The sequence below is a fragment of the Microbacterium sp. genome (assembly GCF_031178445.1).
Taxonomy (GTDB): domain Bacteria; phylum Actinomycetota; class Actinomycetes; order Actinomycetales; family Microbacteriaceae; genus Microbacterium.
The window spans coordinates 47,465-73,484 of record NZ_JAPSIY010000011.1; the positions used below are offsets into that span (position 1 = coordinate 47,465).

At 68.7% G+C, this 26,020-nt stretch carries 23 protein-coding genes; 17 read left to right on the forward strand and 6 right to left on the reverse strand.

Translation table 11 applies throughout. The features are described from left to right. Nucleotides 1–101: 101 nt before the first annotated feature. The gene (locus RIN43_RS14455; protein ID WP_309129626.1) at nucleotides 102–728 is read right to left on the reverse strand and encodes a pyroglutamyl-peptidase I; all 627 of its coding nucleotides are present in this window, start codon (nucleotides 726–728) and stop codon (nucleotides 102–104) included. A 56-nt stretch (nucleotides 729–784) separates the two neighbouring features. Between RIN43_RS14455 and ispG the strand changes: the two genes are divergently transcribed. Next, complete coding sequence (ispG, locus tag RIN43_RS14460; protein ID WP_309129627.1) at nucleotides 785–1,936, forward strand: flavodoxin-dependent (E)-4-hydroxy-3-methylbut-2-enyl-diphosphate synthase; 1,152 nt, start codon at nucleotides 785–787, stop codon at nucleotides 1,934–1,936. Then, complete coding sequence (locus RIN43_RS14465; protein ID WP_309129628.1) at nucleotides 1,936–2,796, forward strand: hypothetical protein; 861 nt, start codon at nucleotides 1,936–1,938, stop codon at nucleotides 2,794–2,796. The genes ispG and RIN43_RS14465 overlap by 1 nt, the downstream gene beginning before the upstream one ends. A gap of 92 nt (nucleotides 2,797–2,888) precedes the next feature. Here RIN43_RS14465 and RIN43_RS14470 read toward each other — a convergent pair whose 3' ends face one another. The 3 genes from RIN43_RS14470 to RIN43_RS14480 are packed head-to-tail and all read right to left on the reverse strand — an operon-like array spanning nucleotide 2,889 to nucleotide 5,248. Then, complete coding sequence (locus RIN43_RS14470; RefSeq protein ID WP_309129629.1) at nucleotides 2,889–3,365, reverse strand: GNAT family N-acetyltransferase; 477 nt, start codon at nucleotides 3,363–3,365, stop codon at nucleotides 2,889–2,891. Continuing rightward, nucleotides 3,362–3,808, reverse strand: a complete 447-nt coding sequence (locus RIN43_RS14475) for an NUDIX domain-containing protein (RefSeq protein WP_309129630.1) — start codon at nucleotides 3,806–3,808, stop codon at nucleotides 3,362–3,364. The genes RIN43_RS14470 and RIN43_RS14475 overlap by 4 nt, the downstream gene beginning before the upstream one ends. Before the next feature lie 21 nt (nucleotides 3,809–3,829). After that, entirely contained in the window at nucleotides 3,830–5,248 is a 1,419-nt protein-coding gene (locus RIN43_RS14480) for an RNB domain-containing ribonuclease (protein ID WP_309129631.1), read from the reverse strand. 89 nt (nucleotides 5,249–5,337) lie between these two features. Between RIN43_RS14480 and RIN43_RS14485 the strand changes: the two genes are divergently transcribed. The 8 genes from RIN43_RS14485 to rbfA all read left to right on the forward strand — a co-directional run bounded on the left by RIN43_RS14485 (nucleotide 5,338) and on the right by rbfA (nucleotide 15,982). Next, a complete protein-coding gene (locus RIN43_RS14485; RefSeq protein ID WP_309129632.1) occupies nucleotides 5,338–6,108 on the forward strand; it encodes an isocitrate lyase/phosphoenolpyruvate mutase family protein in 771 nt (256 codons plus the stop codon). Between the two features lie 41 nt (nucleotides 6,109–6,149). Continuing rightward, nucleotides 6,150–7,910, forward strand: a complete 1,761-nt coding sequence (locus RIN43_RS14490) for a proline--tRNA ligase (RefSeq protein WP_309129633.1) — start codon at nucleotides 6,150–6,152, stop codon at nucleotides 7,908–7,910. Nucleotides 7,911–7,958: 48 nt separating this feature from the next. Continuing rightward, a complete protein-coding gene (locus RIN43_RS14495; RefSeq protein ID WP_309129634.1) occupies nucleotides 7,959–8,993 on the forward strand; it encodes a TIGR00730 family Rossman fold protein in 1,035 nt (344 codons plus the stop codon). Between the two features lie 83 nt (nucleotides 8,994–9,076). After that, complete coding sequence (locus RIN43_RS14500; RefSeq protein ID WP_309129635.1) at nucleotides 9,077–11,131, forward strand: PhoX family phosphatase; 2,055 nt, start codon at nucleotides 9,077–9,079, stop codon at nucleotides 11,129–11,131. A gap of 206 nt (nucleotides 11,132–11,337) precedes the next feature. Beyond that, nucleotides 11,338–12,321: a transcription termination factor NusA gene (gene nusA / locus RIN43_RS14505; RefSeq protein WP_309129636.1), complete on the forward strand. Its 984-nt coding sequence runs from the start codon at nucleotides 11,338–11,340 to the stop codon at nucleotides 12,319–12,321. Between the two features lie 60 nt (nucleotides 12,322–12,381). Then, on the forward strand, nucleotides 12,382–12,672 hold the full coding sequence (locus RIN43_RS14510) for a YlxR family protein (protein ID WP_309129637.1): 291 nt from the start codon (nucleotides 12,382–12,384) through the stop codon (nucleotides 12,670–12,672). A gap of 59 nt (nucleotides 12,673–12,731) precedes the next feature. Next, the gene (gene infB, locus RIN43_RS14515) at nucleotides 12,732–15,494 is read left to right on the forward strand and encodes a translation initiation factor IF-2 (RefSeq protein ID WP_309129638.1); all 2,763 of its coding nucleotides are present in this window, start codon (nucleotides 12,732–12,734) and stop codon (nucleotides 15,492–15,494) included. A gap of 59 nt (nucleotides 15,495–15,553) precedes the next feature. Next, nucleotides 15,554–15,982 (forward strand): 30S ribosome-binding factor RbfA, encoded by a 429-nt coding sequence (gene rbfA / locus RIN43_RS14520; RefSeq protein ID WP_309129639.1) that lies wholly within the window; start codon nucleotides 15,554–15,556, stop codon nucleotides 15,980–15,982. 28 nt (nucleotides 15,983–16,010) lie between these two features. On the opposite strand, the gene RIN43_RS14525 is transcribed toward rbfA, so the two are convergent. Next, nucleotides 16,011–16,913 (reverse strand): A/G-specific adenine glycosylase, encoded by a 903-nt coding sequence (locus RIN43_RS14525; RefSeq protein ID WP_309129640.1) that lies wholly within the window; start codon nucleotides 16,911–16,913, stop codon nucleotides 16,011–16,013. Nucleotides 16,914–16,986: 73 nt separating this feature from the next. Here RIN43_RS14525 and truB point away from each other — a divergent pair, with 73 nt between their 5' ends. From truB to RIN43_RS14560, 7 genes are all read left to right on the forward strand, one after another. Further along, complete coding sequence (truB, locus tag RIN43_RS14530; RefSeq protein WP_309129641.1) at nucleotides 16,987–17,880, forward strand: tRNA pseudouridine(55) synthase TruB; 894 nt, start codon at nucleotides 16,987–16,989, stop codon at nucleotides 17,878–17,880. Further along, nucleotides 17,877–18,245 carry a hypothetical protein gene (locus RIN43_RS14535; RefSeq protein WP_309129642.1) on the forward strand — a complete coding sequence of 123 codons (369 nt, stop codon included), beginning with the start codon at nucleotides 17,877–17,879 and terminating at the stop codon, nucleotides 18,243–18,245. The genes truB and RIN43_RS14535 overlap by 4 nt, the downstream gene beginning before the upstream one ends. A 38-nt stretch (nucleotides 18,246–18,283) precedes the next feature. Next, nucleotides 18,284–18,721 carry a hypothetical protein gene (locus RIN43_RS14540; RefSeq protein ID WP_375163756.1) on the forward strand — a complete coding sequence of 146 codons (438 nt, stop codon included), beginning with the start codon at nucleotides 18,284–18,286 and terminating at the stop codon, nucleotides 18,719–18,721. Next, the gene (locus RIN43_RS14545) at nucleotides 18,718–19,668 is read left to right on the forward strand and encodes a bifunctional riboflavin kinase/FAD synthetase (protein ID WP_309129643.1); all 951 of its coding nucleotides are present in this window, start codon (nucleotides 18,718–18,720) and stop codon (nucleotides 19,666–19,668) included. The genes RIN43_RS14540 and RIN43_RS14545 overlap by 4 nt, the downstream gene beginning before the upstream one ends. Before the next feature lie 41 nt (nucleotides 19,669–19,709). Then, nucleotides 19,710–20,117 (forward strand): hypothetical protein, encoded by a 408-nt coding sequence (locus tag RIN43_RS14550; protein WP_309129644.1) that lies wholly within the window; start codon nucleotides 19,710–19,712, stop codon nucleotides 20,115–20,117. A 153-nt stretch (nucleotides 20,118–20,270) separates the two neighbouring features. Further along, a complete protein-coding gene (locus RIN43_RS14555; RefSeq protein WP_309129645.1) occupies nucleotides 20,271–22,418 on the forward strand; it encodes a DEAD/DEAH box helicase in 2,148 nt (715 codons plus the stop codon). 221 nt (nucleotides 22,419–22,639) lie between these two features. Next, entirely contained in the window at nucleotides 22,640–23,668 is a 1,029-nt protein-coding gene (locus RIN43_RS14560; protein WP_309129646.1) for a 6-phosphofructokinase, read from the forward strand. A 110-nt stretch (nucleotides 23,669–23,778) separates the two neighbouring features. Here RIN43_RS14560 and RIN43_RS14565 read toward each other — a convergent pair whose 3' ends face one another. After that, on the reverse strand, nucleotides 23,779–25,881 hold the full coding sequence (locus RIN43_RS14565; RefSeq protein ID WP_309129647.1) for a S9 family peptidase: 2,103 nt from the start codon (nucleotides 25,879–25,881) through the stop codon (nucleotides 23,779–23,781). Nucleotides 25,882–26,020: the final 139 nt, after the last annotated feature.

Below are 26,020 nucleotides of genomic sequence, written 5' to 3' on the forward strand. Positions count from 1 at the left end.
TGGGTACGCGAATCACCGCCTAGAAGGCGGGCCACCAGGTGCGGATCGCGTGCATACCGCGAAAGTACCACATCGGCCGGCCGTGCCCCTCGCGCGTGACGTCACCAGACGCTCCCGCCGGGATGGGATTCCTCCGGTTCGAAGACGTGGTCGATCACGACGCCCACGGCGCGCGCGAGATCCTCGTCCGGAAGGTGCGCCGCGCCTTCCGGAGCGCAGGAAGACGACCACGGGAGGTGGACGAACCCCGCACGCGCGTCGCCCCGCACGGCGGACAACGCCGTGTACAGCACGTGATTGCACACGTAGGAGCCCGCCGAGAGCGACAGTCGCGCAGGCAGGCCGTGGTCATCGAGCGCCCGCGCGATGCGCTTGACCGGAAGAGTGGCGAATCGGGCGGCTGGGCCGCCGGGTTCGCTGGCCTCATCGGCGGGCTGTCGGCCGTCGTTGTCGGGGATGCGGGCATCCATCAGGTTGACGCCGACCCGCTCCACGGCGATGCGGTCACTTCCGGCCGCGAGTCCGGTCGCGACGACCGCGTCCGGGGTGTGCTCGTCGATCAGTGCCCGCAGTCGCTCCGCCGCGCGGGCGAACGCGACAGGCAGAGTCGCGGTCACGAGCTGGTGCGGGCCGCGGTACGTCCGCGCGACCTCCGTGACCGCCTCGCCGGAAGGATTGCGATCGGCGCCGTCGAAGGGCTCGAAGCCGGTCAGCAGGATCGTGCTCATCCGATCAGCCTACGGACATCCAGCCTGCGTCGATCCTGCGACGGTAGCCTTGTAGCGTGCCTGCTGTGAACCTTGGGATGCCGCGCGTCCCCGAAGTCCTCGCCCCGCGTCGCAAGTCCCGGCAGATCCGGGTCGGCAAGGTGCTCGTCGGTGGCGATGCGCCTGTCAGCGTGCAGTCGATGACGACCACGAAGACCACCGACATCAACGGAACGCTGCAGCAGATCGCCGAGCTCACCGCATCCGGATGTGAGATCGTGCGTGTCGCCGTGCCGTCGCAGGACGACGCCGATGTGCTGCACATCATCGCGAAGAAGAGCCAGATCCCCGTCATCGCCGACATCCACTTCCAGCCGAAGTACGTCTTCCAGGCCATCGACGCAGGCTGCGCGGCCGTGCGGGTGAATCCGGGCAACATCCGCAAGTTCGACGACCAGGTCGGAGCCATCGCCAAGGCGGCGCAGGCCGCGGGCGTATCCCTGCGCATCGGGGTCAACGCCGGGTCGCTGGATCGGCGGCTGCTCGAGAAGTACGGCAAGGCCACGCCGGAAGCATTGGTGGAGAGCGCCGTCTGGGAGGCGTCGCTGTTCGAGGAGCATGATTTCCACGACTTCAAGATCTCCGTCAAGCACAACGACCCCGTAGTGATGGTCAAGGCCTACCGTCAGCTCGCCGAACGAGGCGACTGGCCGCTGCACCTGGGCGTCACCGAGGCCGGGCCCGCGTTCCAGGGCACCATCAAGAGTGCGACCGCGTTCGGGATCCTGCTCGGAGAGGGCATCGGCGACACGATCCGGGTCTCGCTCTCGGCACCTCCCGCTGAGGAGGTCAAGGTCGGTCACCAGATCCTGCAGTCGCTGAATCTGCGCGAACGCAAGCTCGAGATCGTCTCGTGCCCGTCCTGCGGTCGCGCGCAGGTCGACGTGTACACCCTCGCCGACGACGTCACCGAGGGTCTCAAGGATATGACGGTTCCTCTGCGAGTGGCGGTGATGGGCTGCGTCGTGAACGGACCCGGTGAGGCGAGGGAGGCCGACCTGGGCGTCGCCTCGGGTAACGGCAAGGGGCAGATCTTCGTCAAGGGCGAGGTCATCAAGACCGTGCCGGAGGCCGACATCGTGCAGACGCTGATCGAGGAGGCCAACCGCATCGCCGCTGAGATGGGACCGGACGCCCCCATCGGCACCGCTCAGGTGGTCACGAGCTGATGCATCAGCCCACCCGAGTCGCATTCCCCGACGGCGCGCTGACCGGCGAAGGCGAGGTGCTCCTCGTCGACCCCGAGCACTCGATCGTCGTCGTCGACACGACGCCGTTCCATCCGGTCGATCACACCTGGCCGGACCAGCCGGGTGACTCGGGTCGGATCCGGTTCGCGGACACGGTCATGGTCGTCTCGGAAGCGGCGATGGCCGCTGTCAGCGAAGAGGGCGTGTTCGCAGTGGGTGCGGACATCCCTGTCAAGCGGGGTGCGCCGGGGTGGACCTGGTTGGTCGGACACCGAGTAGAGGGCGAGCTGCCCGAAGGACTCGTCACCGGAGCATCCGTCGAACTGGAGGTGGATTCCGAACGCCGCGACGCGCTGAGCCGTGGTCACACGGCTTGCCACCTGGCCTCACTGGCTCTGGATGCGGCGCTCGCCGACCTGTGGCGGAAGGACGTCGGCGCCGATCCGCTCGGCAACCCGGATTTCGAGGGCAGGGCGAACCAGTCGAGTCGCATCGACGCAGACGCCAGCGTGGACGAGTACCGGTTGGGGAAGAGCCTGCGCAAGGCGGGCTTCGACTCGGAGGGTTTCGCCGGCTCACTTGATGCACGTGAGTCACGCATCAACGAGCTCCTGGCGGCGTGGGTGGCCTCGGGCGGCGCCAGTCGGATCGACGTGGACGGCCCAAGCATCGTCGATCGCCGCCACTGGCGCTGCGTGCTGCCCGAGGGAGAGGTCGGATTCCTCTGCGGAGGCACGCACGTGCGCTCCCTGACGGAGTTCGCATCGATCACCGTCGCGCTCGATCTGAGCGACCCGCAGCTGCTGGTGATGCGAACCAAGGCCGTCCCCGCAGGCTGAGAGCCGCGGCTAGCCGATGAATCGTTCGGCCACGGCGGTGAAATCCACCCGATCAGGGTATCGACGACAACTGCGCGTGTTCACCCGGACGATCAGGCGAGGGTCTTCACCATGCGAAAGTTGGTCATCCGCACCCCGCCGATGACCGGATGCTGCACTACCTGCACGCTGAATCCGGCGTGCTCGAAGAATCCGCGCGCGGTGATGCTCACGTCGGCCCATAGCCGCGGCGTCCCGGCTCGCCGCGCCCTCGCCTCGATCTCGCGCATCAGGGCGCGCCCGACCCCTCTGCCGCTGGACGCCGGGGACACGAACATCATGTCGACGTGACCGTCGCCGCTGACATCCGAGAATCCGGCGACAACACCGCGCACGAGCGCGACGAAACCGGAACGAGCGCTCATTGAGCGGTCCCAGTCGTCGAGGTGGCGCTGCTCCGGACGCGCCCACGCGGTGATCTGCTCGGGGGAGTAGTCGGCCGACGCGGTGACCGTGATCGCCTCGATGAACACTCGCAGCGTCGCCGCCGCATCCCCGGCACGATAATCGCGGATCGTGACCTCGGTCATCCCCCGGCACCCTGCCTCGTCAACGTGCCGAGCTTCGCACCCAGCCCTGCGGCGAGCACGTGCGCCTGCGTCAGCGGCATCCACCAGCAGGTCCATGAAGTCGGGGCGCCGCCGTCGGCCGGCATCGCTTCACCGGCGAACCAGATGTCGGTGACATCGGCGCCCTGCACGCGCATCTCGAAGAAGTGGCGGCGCGCGATCTCGTCCCGCGTCGGCGACAGGTCGTACTCGGCGACGCCGAGAGAGCGCACCACCACTCCGCCGAGTCCGGTTTCCTCGCGCAGCTCACGCACGGCCGCCGCCTCTGGATCCTCACCAGGGTGGATCGTGCCGGCAGGCACCTGCACGCCGGTGACGGTCAGCGGCTCGTCGTCATGCGTGAAGACGAGCAGATGGTCGTGGGCCACCACGTAGCAGACGACCTTGTCGACGATGAGCGCCATGCGCTTATAGTACGAGCGGCATCAGGCGGCGGCGAACACGATTTCGCCGCTCTGGACCTCGGCCGAATTCAGCCGAACGCGCACCGAGCTGCCCGGCGCCGCTTCCGGCGAGATCTTCGCGCGGGCGGTGACCGCCGGCTCCGCGAGCTGGATCGTCGCCTCTCCTTCGCCGTTCGCCGCACGGACCACCGACGCCTCGAAGACCTCGCCCACGTGCGGGGCGAGCAGCGCCGCCTCCACGAGGCCGATCGTGCGCGAGTTCAGCTGAGACGCCCTCGACGATGACCTCTGCATGAGCTCTGGCAGCTCCGTCAGGCTGAGGCGGGCCCAGTCGGGGATGCCCTTGCCTTCGGCGACGGCGAGGCACACCGTCAGCGACCAGCGGTCGACCAGCCGCCGCAGCGGAGCAGTGGCGTGGGCATACGGTGCGCCGATCGCGGCCTGCTCGGTCTCCGCCGGAATCTCCCCGTCGAACGCGACATAGCCCGCCCCACGGAAGAGTGCGCTCGCCGCCTCCAGGATCGGCAGTGTGAGCGGGTCGGCACGTTCCAGGCCGCGCAGGTAATCGCCGTATCTGCCCTCGGTCCAGGGGCGTCTCAGCGCGGCGGTCTGTCGTCTGAATGTCTCGAACGCCTCGTCGCCGGGCTGTGGCATGGTTCGCAGCACGCCGACCTTGGCACTCAGCATCATCTCGGCTGCGGCCATGCCGGTCATCAGCGACAGCTGCGCGTTCCAGTCCTCGATGGGCAGGGGATGCCGTCGCTCGATCCCGTAGCGCCCGTCGTCGTACCTGACGACCTCGGTGTCGGGAAGGTTCAGGCTCGCGCCGCCGCGCTCGGCCTCTCGCTCGAGCCGGAGCCGCCCGATCTCCGGCAGCAGGGCCGCGGGGGACTCTTCGCCGCGGTCGAGCGATGCCTGAGCACCGATGTAGTCCAGTTGCGCGCGCGAACGGATGAGCGCCCGCTGCAGGTCGACATCGGTTACGGCGCCTTCGGCATCCAGACCGAAGCTCCACACCAGCGCGGGCCGCTCCTCATCGGGCAGCAGCGACGCGCTTCCCTCACTGAGCACGCGCGGATGCAGCGGGATCGACCCGTCCGCCGCATAGAGCGTCTGGCCGCGATCGCGGGCCGCACGGTCCAGCGCGCCGCCGGGCTGCACGAACGCCGGCACGTCCGCGATCGCATAGTGCACCCGGTATCCCCGCCCCGCGCGCTCGAGGTGAAACGCCTGGTCGAGGTCGCGGGAGCCGGCCGGGTCGAGCGTGACGAACGGGAGATCGCGCAGGTCCAGGTCGGGTGCGGATGCCGTGGCCTGCTCGGCCTCGGCGAGGGCCTCAGCGGGGAACGGCGTCTCGTAGTCGGCTCGAAGGTCGGCGAGGGCGCTGGCCAGGCCGCTCTGCTCGGCGGACGGGGCGACGTGCGATCGGCGCTGAGGCATACCGTCAGCCTAGGCCGCGAGTGCTCGATCGCGCCTCGGTGCCGGACGCAGGGCGCCCGGCCGTGACCGCCTGCCATTAGCGTGGAGGGATGAGCTCCGCGGAGAACGCACAGACCTTGTCCCGCCTTCACGCCGCGCCGGAGATCCTCCGCGTGGTCAACGTCTGGGACGTGGTGTCCGCGAAGGCGGTCGCCGCTCTGCCCGGCACCACCGCGATAGCGACGGCGGGACACTCGATCGCCGCATCCTTCGGCTTCGCCGATGGTCAGATCCCGCGGGAGCTGATGATCGACATGGCCGGTCGTATCGCAGCGGCCGTCGACGTGCCGGTGACCGCCGATCTCGATGACGGCTACGGCGACGCGGGGGAGACCACGCGGCTCGCCATCGGCGCCGGGATCGTCGGCGCCAACATCGAGGATCGCCTCCGACCGATCGGGGAGTCGATCGCGCAGGTCCGAGCGATCGTCGACGCAGGGGAGGCCGAGGGGGTTCCGTTCGTGCTGAACGCACGAACCGACGCGCTCGTTCGTGGCGGCGACCGGCCGTTCGCCGACAAGCTCGCCGACGCGATCGAAAGAGGCCGCGCCTACCTGGACGCCGGTGCCGCAGCCGTGTTCGTCCCCGGTGTGCTGGATGCCGACGCGACCCGCACGCTCGTCGGCGGGATCGGCTCGGGGAAGCTCAGTGTGATGGGCCTGCCGGGCGCGCTCACGGCCGCCGAGTACGAGGAGCTCGGCGTGGCCCGCATCTCGTACGGGCCCCTTCCGCAGCGTGTGACGCTGACGGCGCTGCAGGACCTGACGACGAGCCTGTACGCCGGCGGTGTCATCCCCGAGCACACCCGCGCGCTGAACTGATGCGGCGCGGGGCGGGCGTATGCGGTCACTAGAATCGTCCCGTGGTCACACGTCTTTCGAACTTCTTCCTCCGCACGCTCCGCGAAGACCCGGCCGACGCCGAGGTCACCAGCCACAGGCTGCTGGTCCGCGCCGGCTACATCCGTCGCGCCGCACCAGGCATCTTCACGTGGCTGCCGCTGGGCCTGCGCGTCAAGGCGAAGCTCGAGCAGATCATCCGCGAGGAGATGGCCGCGGCAGGCGCCTTCGAGGTTCACTTCCCCGCATTACTGCCCCGTGACCCCTATGAGCAGTCCGGGCGCTGGGAGTCATACGGCGACGGCATCTTCCGGCTGCAGGATCGGAAGCGAGCTGATTACCTGCTCGCACCGACTCATGAAGAGATGTTCACGCTGCTCGTGAAGGACCTCTACTCCTCGTACAAGGACCTACCGCTGACGATCTACCAGATCCAGGACAAGTACCGCGACGAGGCGCGCCCTCGGGCAGGGCTGCTGCGGGGCCGGGAGTTCACCATGAAGGACGCCTACTCCTTCGATTCCTCGGACGCCGGCCTCGAAGCCAGTTACCAGGCGCAGCGCGACGCCTACGAGCGCATCTTCCAGCGGCTCGGCCTCGAGTACGTGATCGTCGCCGCTGACAACGGTCTGATGGGGGGCGCACGCAGCGAGGAGTTCCTGCACCCGACCTCCGTCGGCGAGGACACGTTCGTCCGCAACGCGGGCGGTTACGCAGCGAACGTGGAGGCCTACACGACCACCGCTCCGGAGCCGACGGGGTGGGACGACGCTCCGCAGGCGACGATCTTCGACTCGCCCGACACCCCCACGATCGAGACGCTGGTCTCGCACGTCAACGCGCACCTCGAGGGCGAGTTCACCGCCGCCGACACGCTGAAGAACGTCGTGCTCGCCCTCACCCACCTGGACGGCTCCCGTGAGCTCGTGGTGGTGGGGCTGCCCGGAGACCGCGAGGTCGATGAGAAGCGCGCCGAGGTCGCCTTCGCCCCCGCAGCCGTGGAGCCGGCCACTGACGCCGACTTCGAGAGACAGCCGCTGCTGGTGCGCGGCTACATCGGACCGTGGTCGCCCACCGGCGCGGTGCTGGGGGAGGAGTCGGCCACCGGGATCCGCTACCTCGTCGACCCGCGCGTCGCCGACGGCACCCGGTGGATCACCGGCGCGAACATCGACCAGAAGCACGCGCACTCCGTCATCGCCGGGCGCGACTTCATCGCCGACGGCACCGTGGAGATCGCGAACGTCCGCGACGGTGACCCCGCCCCCGACGGCTCCGGTCCCGTCTCGCTCGCGCGCGGCATGGAGATCGGTCATGTCTTCCAGCTCGGTCGCTTCTTCGCCGAGACCCTGGGGCTGAAGGTGCTCGACGAGAACGGCAAGCTCACCACGGTCACGATGGGCTCCTACGGCATCGGCGTGACCCGCATCCTCGCGATCATCGCCGAGCTCAATAACGACGAGAAGGGCCTGATCTGGCCGGCGTCGGTGGCGCCCTTCGACGTGCACGTGGTCGCCACAGGCAAGGATCGGCTCGCCTTCGAGATGGCCGAGCGCGTCTCGGCCGAACTCGAGGGGTCGGGCCTCGACGTGCTCTACGACGACCGCCCGAAGGTGTCGCCGGGGGTGAAGTTCGGCGATGCCGAACTGGTCGGAGTGCCGCGAGTGCTCGTCGTCGGCCGGGACGCCGCCGAAGGGCGGGTCGAGCTGTGGGACCGTCGTACCGGGGAGCGGGAGGCGCTGGCGGCGGATGAAGCCGTCCGCCGCCTGATCGCCGAGCGCTGAAGCGCGCCGGTCACAGCTCGCATACGCGGGCTGTGACAGGCTGGTGCCATGACGGATGCTGCGCTGGACGACGACCTGAGGCGCCGGATGACCGAGCTCCTCGACGAGGCGGGCATCCGCACGGAACGAGGGCTCGTCACACGGCTGCTCCAGACCTCTCTCAGGCTCGGGCTGGAGCACACCGACAGACTCGATCTGAAGATCGCGTCGGCGGCGCTCGGCGAGATGCATGAGGCATTCCGGTTGTTCCGGCCGTTCCACCACGTGCCGAAGGTGACGGTGTTCGGGTCGGCGCGCACGCTGCAGGACGATCCGCTGTACGTGCAGGCCCGCGATGTCGCCTCCGAGCTGGCCGCGGACGGATGGATGGTCGTCACCGGCGCAGGTCCAGGGATCATGCAGGCCGCGGCTGAGGGTGCAGGGTCCAAGATGTCGCTCGGCGTGTCCATCCGCCTGCCGTTCGAGGAGAAGGCCAACACGATCATCGAGCAGGACGCCCAGGTCGTCTCGATGAAGTACTTCTTCACTCGCAAGCTGATGCTCATGAAGGAGTCAAGGGGGTTCATCTGCCTGCCGGGGGGATTCGGCACGATGGACGAGATGTTCGAGCTGCTCACGCTGCAGCAGACGGGCAAGGCGGAGCCGATGCCCATCGTCCTGCTCGACGCGAAGGGCGGTTCGTTCTGGGGCGGCCTCAAGACCTTCGTCGACGAGCACCTGGTGCCGGCCGGTGTCATCTCGGCTGACGATCTCGACCGCGTGCTCATCACCGACTCCGTCGATGAAGCGGTGAACGACATCACCGGGTTCTGGCGCAACTACGACTCGCTGCGCTGGGTCGGCGACCGGCTCGTCATCCGGCTCGTGCACGCGCCGACGGACGCGGAGGTCGACGACCTCAACGAGCGCTTCGGCCATATGTGCTCGCAGGGGCGGATCGAGCGCTCCGAAGCGCTCGAGGTCGAACGCGTCAGCGGCGATGCGGTGGACCTGCCGCGCCTCATGATGCACCTCGAGCAGCGCGCCGTCGGCTCGCTGCACCGGCTGATCCGCGCCGTCAACGACCTGCCGTCCGCGACCTGAGCGCCGAAGGTTCATCGCGCGTTCACCGCGGTGTCATGCGTCGCCGGAATCCTGTCGACTGCGACATCCGACGAGGAGGACCGATGACCCTGGCCGAACCCACCCGACGCCCTCTGCCCATGCTCGATCACGTGCGAGGCAAGCGCTCAGCCGTCACCTGCCAGCTGAAGTGCGCGAACGCGTGCCTCGGCCCTGAGTGCAACACCTCGGACAACGAGGACTTCCGTTCGATCGCCTCGGCCGTGTTCTCACGGCGCGCGCTGTTCGGGCTCGGTGCGGCCGCAGCGGTCGCGGTGGCCGTCGGAGCACAGTCCGCAGCCCCGGTGTCGGCACCGTCAGCGGCGGGAGCCGCGGGCCCTGGAGCGTCCTTCGCGCGCCCGGGCCGCTCGGGCCTCGCCTTTCAGCCCATCGCGCCGGTGCCTGCCGAGGTCGACGCGTTCACCGTGCCGGACGGCTACACCTGGAAGCCGATCATCCGCTGGGGCGACCCGCTGTTCTCGCGCACCCCGGCATTCGACATCGAAGCGCAGAGCCCCGAGGCGCAGACCGGTCAGTTCGGCTACAACAGCGACTACCTCGACATCATCGCCGACCCGAGCGGCAAGACCGGCGTTCTGGTGAACAACCACGAGTACGTCAACCCGGAACTGATGTTCCGCCCGACCGCTGATCCCGCGGAACTGCGCCGGCGCGGCGACATCTACAAGGCCGCGCAGGGGATGTCCGTCGTCGAGATCCGCCGCCGCAAAGTCGGCGACCCGTGGGAGTACGTCGTCGACGGCAAGCGCAACCGCCGCATCACGGTCGAGACCGTCTTCGAGCTGACAGGGCCCGCCGCCGGCTCCGACCTCGTCAAGACCGCCGCCGATCCGGAGGGGCGCTGGGTGCACGGCACGCTCGGGAACTGCGCAGGCGGCACCACGCCGTGGGGCACGGTCCTCTCGGGTGAGGAGAACTTCAACGGCTACTTCGCCTGGGCGGCCGACACCGCCGAGCAGAAGCGCTACAGCGGATCCAGCACCACCAGCACCTCCACGGGGTGGGAGGCGTACGACCCGCGCTTCGACGCGCACGACGCCGGCTACGTCAACGAGCCGAACCGCTTCGGCTACATCGTCGAGATCGACCCCCAGGATCCGACCTCCACGCCGCGCAAGCACACGGCCATGGGACGCATGAAGCACGAGGGTGCCAACGTGCGCGTCGCCGAGGATGGCCGGGTCGTCGCCTACATGGGCGACGACGAGCGAGGCGACTACCTGTACAAGTTCGTGTCGAAGAACCGCATCTCGGGATCCAGGAAGAAGAACCTGAAGCTGCTCAGCGAGGGCGACCTGTACGTCGCGAAGTTCCGTGGCAATTCGCCGGTGGCCGAGATCACGGGCACGGGTGCGCTCCCGGCGGACGGCGCGTTCGACGGCACGGGGGTGTGGATCCCGCTCACGCAGGGCGGGAAGAGCGTCGTACCAGGGTTCAGCACCGAGGAGGTGCTGGTCTACACCCGTCTCGCGGCCGACGCCGTCGGCGCCACCAAGATGGACCGCCCCGAGGACGTCGAGCCCAGCCCCGTCACAGGAAAGGTGTACGTCGCGCTGACGAACAACTCCAGGCGTACCGCGCTGGACGAGGCGAACCCGGTCACCGGCAACCGGTACGGTCATGTGCTCGAGCTCACCGAGACCGCCGGCCAGAGCGGCACGACGTTCGGATGGAGCGTGCTGCTGCTGTGCGGTGACCCGGATACGTTCGACAACGCGTACTTCGCAGGCTTCCCGAAGGAGCTGGTCTCGCCGATCTCCTGCCCGGACAACGTCGCCTTCGACTCAGAGGGCAACCTTTGGATCTCGACCGATGGCGCGCCGAGCACCATCGGCTACGGCGACGGCCTGTTCAAGGTGCCGCTCGAGGGGGAGGCGCGCGGCCACGTGCAGCAGTTCCTCTCGGTTCCGCGCGACGCGGAGACATGCGGTCCCGTGATCAAGGACAAGGAAGGGCTCGTGTTCGTCGCCGTGCAGCATCCCGGCGAGGACGGCAGCTTCGACGCGCCCCGATCGCTCTTCCCCGACTACGGCTCGACCGCGCACGGCGACGTGGCGACGGCACCGCGCCCGTCTGTGGTGCAGGTCCACCGCGCCTGATCTCGCGACGGCACCGGAGGAGGCGACCGCCTCCTCCGGTGTCGTCATCAGCGCGCGTCGTCTCGTCGAGCCCGCGCTGCGTGGCTCCGCACCGGAGCGCGACGTGCAGGCGTCGGCGCTCGTCCGCCACCGTCGGTTTCGGCTATTCTGTACGGATGCCCGCGGAGAGCCTGATCGCGGGGAGAGCTGAATAGAGGAGACCGCTGATGGACATCGAACTCGGACTGCTGCGCGGAATCGAGAAGGAGAAGGCGATCCCCTTCGATGAACTCGTGTCGATCATCGAGCAGGCGATCCTGACCGCATACGGAAAGCACGTGTCGGCCGACGGCGCCGTGCCCGAGGGAGTGCGCGTCGAGCTCGACCGCAAGACCGGTCACGTCGCGGTCCTGCAGCCGGTGCGCGACGACGAAGGCGCGGTGATCGGCGAAGAGGAGACGACCCCAGAGGACTTCGGTCGCATCGCCGCGTACGCCGCGAAGCAGGTCATCGGCCAGCGCCTGCGCGACATCGCGGACGACGCCGTGCTCGGCGAGTTCCGCGGCAAGGAGGGCGACATCGTCGCAGGTGTGGTGCAGCAGGGACCCAACCCGCGCATGATCCACGTCGACCTCGGTACGGTCGAGGCGATCCTCCCGCCCGAGGAGCAGGTGCCGGGTGAGGAGTACACCCACGGTTCGCGACTGCGCGTGTACGTCACCAGCGTCGCAAAGGGCGCCAAGGGGCCCTCGATCACGGTCTCCCGCACCCACCCGGGCCTGGTGCGCAAGCTCTTCGCGCTCGAGGTCCCCGAGATCGCCGCCGGCCTGGTCGAGATCGTCTCGCTGGCGCGCGAGGCCGGGCACCGCACCAAGATCGCGGTCCGCGCGACCGACGCCTCCGTGAACGCCAAGGGTGCCTGCATCGGTGAGATGGGGCGTCGCGTACGGGCGGTCACGGAAGAGCTCGCGGGGGAGAAGATCGACATCGTCGATCACCATGCCGACCTCGCGACGTTCGTGGCCAACGCCCTTTCGCCTGCGAAGGTCACCTCTGCCTTCGTGCTGGATGCCGGCACGAAGGCGGTGCGCGCCCTGGTGCCGGACTATCAGCTCTCGCTCGCAATCGGCAAGGAGGGCCAGAACGCCCGCCTGGCGGCGAAGCTCACCGGCGCGAAGATCGACATCCAGCCCGACAGTGTGATGGATTGAGGCGGCCCACGCGACGCGCGCGTCGCGTGCGGAGCTTCGACCGCCACGGCGAGGTGTAACATGGAACCTGTACGAACGTGTGTCGGTTGCCGCGGTCGTGCCTCTCGATCCGCCCTGATCAGGGTGGTCCAATGTGATGGTGAGCTCGTCTTCGATGAGCGGGCGGTCATGCCGGGGAGGGGTGCGTGGCTGCATCCCTCATCCGAATGTCTGGATGCCGCACTGCGGCGCCGGGCTTTCGCACGAGCACTCCGCGTCTCACCCGCGATCGGTTTTCCCGAGGCGGAGGATGCGCAGACCATCGAGAAACGGCTGAACGGCTATGGAATCAAAGTGAACGGCTCGAAATGAGACCCGTCCGCGACTAGTGGTCTGCCCTGCCTGGGCGGACCGACCCAGACAGGAGAATTGTGGCTGCCAAACCACGTGTGCACGAGATCGCCGCTGAACTCGGCGTCGACAGCAAGTTCGCGCTCGCGAAGCTCAAGGAGCTCGGCGAGTTCGTGAAGAGTCCCTCTTCCACCATCGAGCCTCCGGTGGCGCGCAAGCTGCGCGCCGCGATCGAGGCCGACCCCGCCGCGAAGCCCGCGGCCAAGAGCGACGAGAAGCCCGCGGCCAAGGCCACGGCACCCAAGTCCGGTGCACCAGTGCCCGGTCCCAAGCCCGGTCCGGCGAAGCCCGCCGCGCCTGAAGCCCCTGCTGTCGAGGCCGAGGCACCGCAGGCGCCTGCGCCGAAGGCCGATGCCCAGCCGGCAGCCGAGAAGCCCGGCGCCCCGGCACCCGGCCCGGCCAAGTCCCCCGGCCCTAAGCCCGGCGGTTCGGCTCCCAAGCCCGGCTCGCCGCGTCCAGGTAACAACCCGTTCTCCTCGGCGCAGGGCATGGGCCAGCGTCCCGCCGGTCCGCGTCCAGGCAACAATCCCTTCGCGTCCGCGCAGGGCATGGGCCAGCGCCCGACTCCCGGCAACATTCCGCGTCCGCAGGCACCGCGTCCCGGCTCGCCGCGTATCGGCGCCCCGCGTCCCGGTCGTCCCGGTGGCGGTGCGGGTGCGCGTGGCGGCCAGGGCGGTCGCCCCGGCGCACCGTTCCAGCAGCGTTCCGGCGGTCCGGGTCGTCCCGGTGGCGGCCCCGGTGCAGGTGCGGGCGGCGGCGGCTTCCAGCGTCCTGGCGGCGGCTTCGCAGGTCGCCCCGGCGGCGGTGGTGGCCGTGGTCGCGGACCCGGCGGTGGCACGGCAGGTGCGTTCGGCAAGGGCGGCGGCAAGAGCAAGCAGCGCAAGTCGCGTCGGGCCAAGCGCCAGGAATTCGAGATGCGGTCGGCGCCGGTCGTCGGCGGCGTCAACGTCCAGAAGGGTAACGGTGAGACGATCCGCCTGCGCCGCGGCGCGTCGATCGCCGACTTCGCCGACAAGCTCGAAGCGCTGAACGGCTACACCGTCCAGCCCGGCACGCTCGTCACCATCCTGTTCAACCTCGGTGAGATGGCCACGGCCACCGAGTCGCTCGACGAGGCGACCTTCGAGGTGCTCGGTGCCGAGCTGGGTTACAAGATCCAGATGGTCTCGCCCGAGGACGAGGACAAGGAGCTCCTCGAGGGCTTCGGTCTCAATCTCGAGCAGGAGCTCGAGGAGGAGGACGAGGACGACCTCGAGATCCGTCCCCCCGTGGTCACTGTCATGGGCCACGTCGACCACGGTAAGACCCGACTGCTCGACGCGATCCGCCAGACCAACGTCACCGAGGGTGAGGCCGGCGGCATCACCCAGCACATCGGTGCGTACCAGATCTGGACCGAGCACGACGGCATCGAGCGTGCGGTCACCTTCATCGACACCCCTGGTCACGAGGCGTTCACCGCCATGCGTGCCCGTGGTGCGCAGGTCACCGACATCGCGATCCTCGTGGTCGCCGCCGACGACGGCATCATGCCCCAGACGGTGGAAGCCCTGAACCACGCCCAGGCGGCCGGTGTGCCGATCGTGGTCGCGGTCAACAAGGTCGACAAGCCGGAGGCCAACCCGGCGAAGGTTCGTCAGCAGCTCACCGAATACGGTCTGGTCGCAGAGGAGTACGGCGGCGACGTCATGTTCGTCGATGTGTCGGCGCGCAATGGCACCGGCATCCAGGGCCTGATCGACGCCGTGCTGCTCACGGCCGACGCGGGACTCGACCTGACGGCGAACCCGAACAAGGCCGCACGCGGTGTCGCGATCGAGGCGAAGCTCGACAAGGGCCGCGGTTCGGTGGCGACCGTGCTGATCCAGTCGGGGACGCTGCGCGTCGGCGATGCGATCGTCGCAGGCACCGCCTACGGCCGTGTGCGTGCGATGCTCGACGAGAACGGCGAGTCCGTCTCGGAGGCCGCTCCGTCGCGACCCGTGCAGGTGCAGGGTCTCAACTCCGTGCCCCGCGCCGGTGACGTCTTCATCGTCACCGAAGAGGACCGCATGGCGCGTCAGATCGCCGAGAAGCGTGAGGCCGTGGAGCGCAACGCTCAGCTGGCCAAGGCTCGCAAGCGCATCTCGCTCGAGGACTTCACCCGTGCTCTCGAGGAGGGCAAGGTCGAGACTCTCAACCTCATCATCAAGGGCGACGTGTCCGGTGCCGTCGAGGCGCTGGAGGAGTCGCTGCTCAAGATCGAGGTCGACGACTCCGTGCAGCTGCGGATCATCCACCGCGGTGTGGGCGCGATCACCGAATCGGACGTCAACCTCGCGACGATCGACAACGCGATCATCGTGGGCTTCAACGTCCGCCCCGACACCAAGGCCCGTGAGGCCGCGGCCCGTGAGGGCGTGGACGTGCGGTTCTACTCGGTGATCTACTCCGCGATCGACGAGATCGAGAACTCGCTGAAGGGCATGCTCAAGCCCGAGTTCGAAGAGGTCCAGTCGGGTGTCGCAGAGATCCGCGAGGTGTTCCGCTCCTCGAAGTTCGGCAACATCGCCGGTGTCATCGTCCGCTCGGGAACGATCACGCGCAACGCCAAGGCGCGCGTCATCCGCGACGGCGTGGTCATCGCCGATGGCCTGGCCATCGAGTCGCTGCGCCGCTTCAAGGACGACGTCACCGAGGTCCGCACGGACTTCGAGGCGGGTATCGGACTCGGCAAGTACAACGACATCCAGATCGGCGACGAGATCGAGACCACCGAGCTCATCGAGAAGCCTCGCGGCTGATCCGATCGATCGTGAGGGGCGCCCGCGGGCGCCCCTCATTCGTCACAGAGGAAGAGATTATGGCTGGAGAACGACAGGCACGCCTCGCGGACCGCATCCGCGTGATCCTCGCCGAGCGCCTGGAGAAGGGCCTGCGCGACCCGCGCCTCGGCTTCGTCACCATCACCGACGTCCGGGTGTCAGGCGACCTCCAGCACGCGTCCGTGTTCTACACGGTGCTCGGCACCGATGAGGAGCGGGTGGCCAGCGGGGCCGCGCTCGCGTCAGCGACGGGGATGCTCCGCAAGGAGGTCGGACGTCAGCTGAACGTGCGGCTCGTGCCCACGCTGGAGTTCATCCCAGATGCCCTTCCCGAGTCGGCCGGTCACATCGCCGACCTCTTGCGCCAGGCGCGCGAGCGGGACGAGGAAGTGGCCAGGATCGCCGCCTCGGCGAAGCACGCAGGTGAGACGGACCCGTACCGCCGCGAGGGCGAAGAGGACAGCTGACCTCCGGACCTCGGCGGCGCAGGTCTGCTCACGAGGGAAGCCGCAGCACATCATCGACGGCCTCGAGCAGGCCGTCGGCGATGAGGGAGCCGATCGCCCGGTCGCGCTGGGCGGCATCGGCCCAGTCGGCGAGCACGTCGGATGCAGGCAGGGAATGGCCGTCGACCTCTCGCAGCCGTCGCAGCACAGCCCCGCGGGCCTGGCGGTCCGACCCTTCGTACCGCGCCTGCCTGCGGCGCCGGTCGCCGGTATCGGGCCGACCCGCCAGCAGCCACGTACATCGAGACGCGATCGGGCACGCCGTGCAATCCGGGTTCCTGGCGGTGCACACCGTCGCGCCCAGTTCCATCATCGCGGCGTTGAACACCGCTGACGATCCGTCGTCGTGCGGCAGCAGCCGCTCCATGCGCTCGAGATCCCGCTTGGAAGGCGGACCCGGTTGCGACTGTCCGTCCACGGCGCGAGCGATGACGCGCCTGGTGTTCGTGTCGACGACGGGGTGCCGGTCGCCGTAGTGGAAGACGGCGACGGCTCTGGCGGTGTACTCGCCGATCCCGGACAGCGCCAGCAGAGAGGCGACGTCTCGGGGTACAACGGCGGCGTGTCTCTCCGTGATCTCGATCGCAGCCCTGTGCAGCCACAGCGCGCGGCGCGGATAGCCGAGGTTCGCCCACTGGTGGACGACCTCGGCGGGAGTGGCGCCCGCGAGGCTCGGCGGATCGGGCCATCGCAGCAGCCATGCCTCGAGATGGGGGATCACGCGGTTCACCGGCGTCTGCTGCAGCATGAACTCGCTCACCAGCGTCCCCCATGCGCCATAGCGCTCGTGGAACTCTGGCCTTCGCCACGGAAGGTCCCTGGCGGCCGTCCGGTACCAGCTCGTCAGCTCGCTCGCCGAGAGCGCAGCGGATTCCAGGGTGCCGGCGGACATGCCTCTCAGCCTATTGCGCCGCAGGCCGCACGCGCCGCGAGGAGACGGCGGGCGGAACGCGTAGGCTGATCGGGTGGTATCGCCCGGAATCCTTCTCGTCGACAAGCCCGGTGGCCTGACCAGTCACGATGTCGTCGCGCGCACGCGCCGCGCATTCGGCACCCGGAAGGTCGGGCATGCCGGCACTCTCGATCCGATGGCCACGGGGCTCCTCGTGATCGGGATCGAGGGAGCCACCCGGCTGCTGACCTACATCGTGGGCGCTGACAAGACCTACACGGCGACCATCCGTCTCGGGCAGGCAACGACGACCGACGATGCCGAGGGCGATGTCGTCGCCACGGCGGAGGCGGGCGCGCTGGCCGATGTCGATGCGGATGCGGTGCTCGCCGGCATCCGAGATCTCACCGGGGCGATCTCCCAGGTACCGAGTGCCGTCTCGGCGATCAAGGTCGACGGCCGCCGCGCATACGACCGGGTGCGAGCGGGGGAGAGCGTCGAACTCGCCGCGCGCGCCGTGACCGTGTCACGATTCGACGTCCTCGCGCAGCGCCGCGACGACGGCATGCTCGACGTGGACGTCGTCGTCGACTGCTCCTCCGGCACGTACATCCGCGCCCTCGCCCGCGACCTGGGCGGCGCACTCGGCGTCGGCGGCCATCTCACTGCGCTGCGCCGCACCCGCGTGGGCGGGTTCGACGTCGAAGATGCCATCGGCGTGGACGAGCTCGCCGGCGCCGTCGCGCTCACCCCGGCCGAGGCTGTACGCCGCGTGATGCCCGTGCTCGACGTCTCGGCCGAAGAGGCGCGGGACCTGCGCCACGGCAAGCGCCTGCCCGGTGAGGCGGGGAGGCTGACGTCATCGGAGGTGGCGGCCATCGATCCGGACGGCGAGCTCGTCGGCGTCGTCGAAGCCAGGGGCAAGGACATCAAGAGCGCGATGAACATGCCGGAGGCGCAGTCATGATCCTGTGGTTCACCGTCGTGCAGATCTCGGTCGCCTGTGCCTCGGGCCTGTTCTGCCTCATCGCGGGTCTCGCGGGCAGACGCCCGAGTGACTGGACGGTCGGCAGCCTGGCCCTTGTGGAGCTGCTGCTGGTCGCGCAGGTGATCGTCGCGATCGTCGCTCCGCTGGCAGGCAATCCTCCCACCGGCGACCTGCTGGAGTACTGGGTCTACCTGATCTCGGCCGTGCTTCTGCCGCTGGGCGGCGTTGCATGGGCGCTGCTGGAGCGAAGCCGGTGGAGCACTGTGATCCTCGGTGTGATCGGGCTGTCGCTGGCGATCATGCTCTGGCGCATGCAGGTCATTTGGACCGTGCAGCTCGCGTAGTCGCGCCTGCTTCACGGCGGATTAGGATGGAGGACGCAATGTCCAACACCGTTTCGCGCGCCCGCATGTCGGGCATCGGCCGCGTTCTCGTCATCGTCTACGCCGTGATGGCGCTGGCCGCCACGGGGCGCAGTTTCGTGCAGATCATCCGTCGTTTCGACGAGGCGCCGCTGGCCTATACGCTCTCGGCGGTCGCGGCCGTCGTGTACATCCTCGCGACCCTCGCGCTCGTCCTCGCGGGCAGGACGGGCTGGTACGCCGTAGCCTGGATCGCCATCGTCTTCGAGCTCACGGGCGTGATCGTGGTCGGGGCGATGAGCCTCGCTGTGCCGGAACTGTTCGCGCACGACAGCGTCTGGTCCTTCTTCGGCATTGGATATCTCTTTGTGCCGCTGGTGCTGCCGGTCTTCGGTCTGTGGTGGTTGCGGACCCATCGTCCGCAGGCCGTGCCGGTGCCGCAGGAGGCGCGGGCATGATCATCTTCCGGGATCCATCCGAGGTGCCGGCCGATTTCGGCCGCACCGTCGTCGCGATCGGAAAGTTCGACGGCGTCCACATCGGGCACAGGGCCGTCATCGAGCGGATGCGGCAGGAGGCGGCGCTCGTCGGTGCGCGCACAGTGGCCGTGACCTTCGACCGCAACCCGCTCGAGGTGCTGCGCCCCGAAGTCTGTCCCGAGAACGTCGTCGCGATCGAGCGCAAGCTCGAGCTGCTCGGCGAGCTCGACCTCGACGCCACGTTGCTGCTGACCTTCGACAGACCCCTCGCCTCCCTCGAGGCCGAGCAGTTCGTGCGCCGCATCCTGGTCGATGCGCTGCGGGTGAGGACTGTGCTGGTCGGCCGCGACTTCCGCTTCGGAAAGGGTGGAGCGGGGACTCCGGAGCTGCTGCGTGAGCTCGGTTCCGTTCACGACTTCACCGTGGAGGTCGTCGACGACGTGTATCCCGAGGGCTCGGAGCGGCGGGTGTCTTCGACGTGGGTCAGGGAGCTGCTGGCGGCCGGCGACGTCGCCGGCGCGGCCCGCGTGCTCGGCCGCCCCGTCACCGTGTCCGGGGAGGTCGTGCACGGCCTCAAGCGCGGGCGAGAGCTCGGGTTCCCGACGGCCAACCTCTCGGAGCTCGTCGACGCGCTCGTCCCCGCCGACGGCGTCTACGCCGGATGGCTGCGCGACGACGTGACCGGCATCCGCCATCCGGCGGCCATCTCGGTCGGCACCAACCCGACGTTCGACGATGTCGAGCGGCGCCAGGTCGAGGCGCACGTGCTGGACGAGACTGGACTCGACCTCTACGGGCACCGTGTCACAGTCGAGTTCACCGACCACCTGCGCGGCATGGTGGCGTTCGAGGGCATGGACACGCTGATCGCGCAGATCGCCGCCGATGTGGCGCAGGCACGCGGAAGGCTGGGCCTGGAGGACTGAGGGCATTGCCCGCGTGCGCTCGCGGGTCTACGATCTCGTTCGTGGACGTGGTGGAGCTGCTCGCCGCCGAGGTCGCGGCGAAGGCGCCCAACCTCTGGGGTGCTCTGGGGTGCGCGATGGCGTACGCCGCCGCCCTGCTCACAGCGCTGGACTCCTTCGCCGACCTGCTGATCGCGCACCAGAGCAGCGACGACGGCGGGATCGGGCCGGCGCACGGGCTGAAGTTCGGCGGCAAGCTGACGGCCGCAGGCGTCACGGTGGTGTCGGCCGGAACGGTGCTGGCGCTCGACAGTAACTGGTTCGCGTTCGTGGCCCTCTCGAGCGTGTTCGCCGTGGTGCTCACGATCGCGATCCTGCTGATGCGACGTCACCGGCTGCGCGTCATCCGCATGCGCGGAACTGCCGAACCGGCGCGTCCCGCGGCTGACATGCCGGGGAGCATGGCGTAGAATCCAGGCGAGGGTTCTGAATCCGCGCGTCTGACCAGGTCCGCGTCCGCAGCCCCCACTCTCCGCAATCTCGCGGCGTCCTCTCCAGGAGCCGCTCGCGGAGCGCAGAATCCGGCCACGCCGGATGCCCAGGTACTCACGCTCAGGAGGAGCATGCCGACCACCACGGCGACAGCCGCATCGCGGCGGAAGAAGACGTCTCGTCGCGACGACGAGGCCCCCCTCATCCCGATCCTCGCGCGCAAGGTGCGCGAGATCGAGGCGAAGGCTCAGCGCTCGAAGCTCGGGCCCACGAATCGTGTCAAGTTCCAGGTGATCGCCTTCCTCGTCCGCGAGGAGCGCGCCAGGGTCAAGGCGGATGCCGAGCTGACGGATGCCGCGCGGGCCGAGCTGCTGAAGCGGCTCGACGGCGTTGCGACCATCCTCGCGAAGACGGCGGCGCGCGACACCTCGCTGATCCAGCTGCTCGAAGCCGACCAGGCGACGTCACCGGTCGCGAAGCGCATGCGCCGTGACTGGTTGCTGGAGTCGGGTGCGGAGCTGCCGCCAGAGGAGCTGATCATCACGGACATCGCGCCGGTGCAGACTCCTGTGGTTCCCGCCGCTCTGGCCGAGAAGCAGGTAACGCCGCCGTCTATGGAGGCGCGCCAGCTCGCGAACCCTTTCCTGGCACCTGATCTCACTCCGCGCCCAGCGGCCGTGCCGCGCCGGCGTCTGGACGGCTGGGAGCTGATGGGGCCGCTGTACAAGTCGTTCGAGACCGGTGCTGGGGGCGGCGCGGCGACCATGCAGCTGCCGCCCACGCCGGAATACGATCACGTCTCTCCCAAGGGACGCGAGGTGATGGCGCATCAGGCTCGCTTCCTCGAGGCCGTGCGCGGCGGGCACCGCAGCTTCCTGCTCGCCGACGAGCCCGGCCTGGGCAAGACGGCGCAGTCGGCGCTGGCGGCGTCGATCGCGAACGCGTACCCCCTGCTCGCGGTGGTGCCCAACGTCGTGAAGATGAACTGGGTGCGCGAGGTCGAACGGTGGACGCCGCAGCGGCGCGCCACCGTCATCCAGGGCGACGGTGCGGACATCGATGCGTTCGCGGACGTCTTCATCGTCAACTACGAGATCCTCGACCGTCACCTGTCCTGGTTGTCGTCGATCGGCCTGAAGGGCATGGTCGTCGACGAGGCGCACTTCATCAAGAACCTGTCCTCCCAGCGGTCGCAGAACGTACTGGCGCTCGCCGGCCGCATCCGCGAGCGCGAACGCGACCCGTTGATGCTCGCACTGACCGGAACGCCGCTGATCAACGACGTCGAGGACTTCGACGCGATCTGGCGCTTCCTCGGCTGGACGAACGGCGAGAAGCCGGGCCCCGAGCTGATGGAGAAGCTCGACGCCACCGGCCTCACGCCGGCGGACAAGTTGTTCTACGCGGAGGCGCGCGAGGCGGTCATCTCGATGGGCATCGTACGTCGCAAGAAGAAGGACGTCGCCGCCGACCTGCCCGACAAGCTCGTCGCGGATCTGCCCGTGCAGCTCGACGACGAGTTCGGCCGTGGTATCCGCCAGGCCGAGCGCGAGCTCGGCGAGCGCATGGCCGCGAAGTACCGCCGGATCGTCGAGGCGCGCACCGCGGCGCACGGCGCGAGCGGACCGGGCGACATCGACGAGGACATCGTCCGCCTGGTCGCCCACAACGAGCTCGAGGAGTCGAAGGCGGCAGGCACGGGCGGAGACAACGTCTTCACCATGGTGCGCAGGATCGGTCAAGCCAAGGCGCAGCTGGCCGCCGATTACGCGGCACAGCTGCAGCGTTCGGTGGCGAAGGTGGTGTTCTTCGCCAAGCACATCGACGTCATGGACCAGGCGGAGGCGCACTTCGCGGCATCCGGTATCAAGGCCGTGTCCATCCGGGGAGACCAGTCGACTCCGGCGCGCCAGCAGGCGATCGACGCGTTCAACACCGACCCCGAGGTGGGTATCGCGGTCTGCTCACTGACCGCCGCTGGGGTCGGGGTGAACCTGCAGACGGCATCCAACGTCGTGCTCGCCGAACTCAGCTGGACCGCCGCAGAGCAGACCCAGGCCATCGACCGCGTGCATCGGATCGGGCAGGACGAGCCGGTCACGGCGTGGCGCATCATCGCCGCGCACACGATCGACACCAAGATCGCCGAACTGATCGATCAGAAGCAGGGACTCGCCGCACGTGCACTCGACGGCGAGTCGGTGGAGGAGACCGCGGGCGAATCGGTGCAGCTCGCCGCGCTCATGCACCTGCTCCGCGAGGCGCTCGGCGCAGCCTGACCCGGTGACCTCCGAAGGGGCGTTAAGAACTCGCGTTCTTGACGCCCCTTCTCTCGTCTTTCGGGCAGGATCTTGTCAGAACCGTCGTCGATACGCGTATCGGGCGTGAAGATCGGCGATTCTCACCGGCTGAGAATGGCATCAGCGCGCCACGACCACTAGTGTCGAAGACAGGCAGCGTCGCCTTGCAACCCCTTTTCGAATCACCCGAAGGCACCAGCATGAAGATCGGCATCCTCACGAGCGGCGGCGACTGCCCCGGCTTGAACGCAGTCATCCGTGGCATCGTGCTCAAGGGCACCACGAACTACCAGCTCGAGTTCGTGGGTATCCGCGACGGCTGGCGCGGTGTCGTCGACGGAGACTTCTTCCCGCTCACCAGACACGAGGTGAAGGGCCTCTCGAAGGTGGGCGGTACGATCCTCGGCACCAGTCGCACGAACCCGTACGAGGGATCGCGCGGCGGTGCGGAGAACATCGCCAGGACCCTCGCGGCGCACAACATCGACGGCATCGTCGCCATCGGCGGCGAGGGAACGCTCGCGGCAGCTGATCGGCTGTCGAAGGACGGCATCAACGTCCTCGGCGTGCCGAAGACGATCGACAACGACCTGCGCGCGACCGACTACTCGTTCGGGTTCGACACAGCGGTCAACATCGCCACGGATGCCATGGACCGGCTGCGGACCACAGGCGATTCGCATCAGCGGTGCATGGTCGCGGAGGTCATGGGGCGCCACGTCGGATGGATCGCGCTGCACGCGGGCATGGCCGCTGGGGCCCACGTGATCTGCATCCCCGAGGTGCCGATGTCGATGGACGAGATCAGCTCCCTCGTCACGAGCGCCTTCGACAGGGGGCGAGCACCGCTGGTGGTCGTGTCGGAGGGATTCAAGCTCGAGGGAATGGACGAGGCCTACAGCGACAAGGGGCTGGATGCGTTCAACCGCCCGCGGCTGGGCGGGATCAGCGAGATCCTCGCTCCAGAGATCGAGCGGATCACGGGCATCGAGACGCGCTCCACGGTGCTCGGCCACATCCAGCGCGGCGGATCCCCGTCCGGCTTCGACCGGGTGCTCGCCACCCGACTGGGACTGAACGCCGCCGACGCTCTGGTCGAGCGGTCATGGGGCCAGATGGTCGCCATGCGCGGCACCGAGATCGTCCGAGTGCCGTTCGCCGAGGCGCTGGGGGAGCTGAACACGGTGCCCCGCGAGCGCTACGACGAGGCCGCCGCCCTGTTCGGCTGACACGACTCATCCGAAACAGGAGGATCGCCGAGAATAGGATGCTTCCGCGGCATCCGTCCTGCGTTGAGTGAATCCCCTGTCCTCGTGCTACGCGGCCAGGGGATTGCCGATCACGCCAGTCTGAGCACGTCGAGCATCCAGGCGATCTCGAAGGCCCGCTCGCGCCAGGCGTTGTAGCGCCCGCTGACGCCGCCGTGTCCCGCCGACATCTCGCACTTCATCATCACGTCCTGCGCACCCGCTTCGCGCAGCGCGGCCACCCACTTCGCGGGCTCCACGTAGAGCACGCGGGTGTCGTTGAGCGAGGTCATGGCCAGAATGCGCGGGTAAGCGGCATCGGTGCGGATGTTCTCGTACGGCGTGTACGTCTTCATGTAGGCATACACCTCGGGGTCGTGAAGCGGATCGCCCCACTCGTCCCACTCCACGACCGTGAGCGGCAGCGAGGGGTCGAGGATCGACGTCAGCGCGTCGACGAACGGCACGCCGGCGAGGATGCCGCCGAACAGCTCCGGCGCCATGTTGGCGACAGCGCCCATGAGCAGGCCGCCCGCGCTGCCGCCCTCGGCGACCATGCGCTCGGGTGTCGTGACACCGGTCTCGACGAGATGCCGCGCGCACGCGATGAAGTCGGTGAAGGTGTTGCGCTTGTTGAGCTCCTTGCCGTCCTCGTACCAGTGCCTGCCCATCTCGCCGCCGCCGCGCACGTGGGCCACCGCGAAGACGACGCCGCGGTCCAGCAGTGACAGCCGCATGGTCGAGAACCCGGGGTCGATGGAGTGCTCGTACGACCCGTAGCCGTAGAGGTGCACCGGGCGCGGCTGCGTGCCGGGGTCGCCGAAGGAGCGCTTCCAGACCAGGGAGATCGGCACCTGCGCCCCGTCGGGGGCGGTGGCCCACACTCGCCGCTGACCGTAGGCGGCGGGGTCGTAGTCGCCGAGCACGGGCTGCTGCTTGCGGACGTGCTTCTCGCCGGTGGCGAGTTCGAGCTCGAGCACCATGGACGGCGTCACGAATGAGGTGTACCCCATTCGCAGGAAGGGAGCGTGCCACTCGGGGTTGCCGCTGAAGTACGCCTCGTACAGGGGCTCGTCGAACTCGACGACGTCCAGTTCGCCGCTGCGGTAGTCGAGGATCGCAGCTCGGGGCATGCCGCCGGACCGGTACTCGACGGTGGCGAAATCGCGGAAGCAGTCCACGTCGAGCAGACGCGTGCCGGCCGTGTGGGGGAGCAGGACACGCCGTTCGCCCTCGGGGTCCGATAGCGCGACAGAGACCAGTTCGAAGTCGAGGGCGCCGTCGTTGTGCAGGATGAGCAGCCGGTCCTCTCCGTCGACGACCGCATGGTCGACGGAGTACTCGACGCCGTCGCGGCGGGGCCAGATGACCCGCGGGCTGGCGGTGAGGTCGGAGAGGTCGAGCAGCAGCTCCTCGCTGGTGACCTTGGAGCCCAGCCCGATCACCAGGAACCTCTTGCTGCGCGTGATCCCCGCGCCGAGCCAGAATCGCTCGTCGGGTTCGTGGAACAGTTTGACGTCCGCGTTCGCCGGGGTGCCGAGGCGGTGCAGCCAGAGTGTGTCGGGTCGCCACGCCTCGTCGCGAGTGGTGTAGATCACCGACTGGCCGTCCGGGGTGAAGAAGGCCTGTCCGGTGTTCTCGATGACGTCGTCGAGACGTTCGCCCGAGACGAGATCGCGCACATGAACGGTGTACAGCTCGGAGCCGTCGACGTCGACCGACCACAGCAGTCGCGATCCGTCATCGGAGATGTCGAAAGCGCCGAGTGAGAAGAACTCGTGCCCCTCGGCCTCGGCGTTGCCGTCGAGCAGCACCTGCTCACCCGGCACAGGTGCACCGGGTTCGAGTTGAGGGGGAGTCCAGTCGCCGGGGTCCGCGGCCGTGCGGCACTGGATGCCGTACTGCGCGCCCTCCTCGGTGCGGCCGTAGTACCACCAGTCGCCGCGACGAGTCGGCACCGACAGGTCGGTCTCGAGCACGCGCGCCTTGACCTCCTGGAAGAGCTGCTCGCGCAGCGGCTCGAGGTGGGCTGTACGCGCATCGGTGTACGCGTTCTCCGCCTCGAGATGAGCGATCACCTCGGTGTCGTCCTTCTTCCTCAGCCACTCGTAGGGATCCTGGAAGGAGTCGCCGTGATGGGTGCGCAGGATGGGGCGACGGGCGGCAACGGGCGGCCGGATGCTGGATTCGCTCACGCCTCAACGCTATCGGAGCGGTCCGCGGCGAGTTGACCGCCGACCGGCGGGGTGGGAGGATTCCTACGGGCCCTTGAACGGATCATGAACCCACGGTGAACTCTTCGTTCGTCACGCCGATTCCCGGCAACCTCTCCCT

Bases quoted from the DNA above. Each gene is read 5' to 3' on its own strand.
- RIN43_RS14455 (WP_309129626.1), bottom strand. From the start codon at position 728: ATGAGCACGATCCTGCTGACCGGCTTCGAGCCCTTCGACGGCGCCGAT.
- RIN43_RS14465 (WP_309129628.1), top strand. From the start codon at position 1,936: ATGCATCAGCCCACCCGAGTCGCATTCCCCGACGGCGCGCTGACCGGC.
- RIN43_RS14470 (WP_309129629.1), bottom strand. From the start codon at position 3,365: ATGACCGAGGTCACGATCCGCGATTATCGTGCCGGGGATGCGGCGGCG.
- RIN43_RS14475 (WP_309129630.1), bottom strand. From the start codon at position 3,808: ATGGCGCTCATCGTCGACAAGGTCGTCTGCTACGTGGTGGCCCACGAC.
- RIN43_RS14480 (WP_309129631.1), bottom strand. From the start codon at position 5,248: ATGCCTCAGCGCCGATCGCACGTCGCCCCGTCCGCCGAGCAGAGCGGC.
- RIN43_RS14485 (WP_309129632.1), top strand. From the start codon at position 5,338: ATGAGCTCCGCGGAGAACGCACAGACCTTGTCCCGCCTTCACGCCGCG.
- RIN43_RS14495 (WP_309129634.1), top strand. From the start codon at position 7,959: ATGACGGATGCTGCGCTGGACGACGACCTGAGGCGCCGGATGACCGAG.
- RIN43_RS14500 (WP_309129635.1), top strand. From the start codon at position 9,077: ATGACCCTGGCCGAACCCACCCGACGCCCTCTGCCCATGCTCGATCAC.
- nusA (WP_309129636.1), top strand. From the start codon at position 11,338: ATGGACATCGAACTCGGACTGCTGCGCGGAATCGAGAAGGAGAAGGCG.
- RIN43_RS14510 (WP_309129637.1), top strand. From the start codon at position 12,382: ATGGAACCTGTACGAACGTGTGTCGGTTGCCGCGGTCGTGCCTCTCGA.
- rbfA (WP_309129639.1), top strand. From the start codon at position 15,554: ATGGCTGGAGAACGACAGGCACGCCTCGCGGACCGCATCCGCGTGATC.
- RIN43_RS14525 (WP_309129640.1), bottom strand. From the start codon at position 16,913: ATGTCCGCCGGCACCCTGGAATCCGCTGCGCTCTCGGCGAGCGAGCTG.
- RIN43_RS14535 (WP_309129642.1), top strand. From the start codon at position 17,877: ATGATCCTGTGGTTCACCGTCGTGCAGATCTCGGTCGCCTGTGCCTCG.
- RIN43_RS14540 (WP_375163756.1), top strand. From the start codon at position 18,284: ATGTCCAACACCGTTTCGCGCGCCCGCATGTCGGGCATCGGCCGCGTT.
- RIN43_RS14545 (WP_309129643.1), top strand. From the start codon at position 18,718: ATGATCATCTTCCGGGATCCATCCGAGGTGCCGGCCGATTTCGGCCGC.
- RIN43_RS14555 (WP_309129645.1), top strand. From the start codon at position 20,271: ATGCCGACCACCACGGCGACAGCCGCATCGCGGCGGAAGAAGACGTCT.
- RIN43_RS14560 (WP_309129646.1), top strand. From the start codon at position 22,640: ATGAAGATCGGCATCCTCACGAGCGGCGGCGACTGCCCCGGCTTGAAC.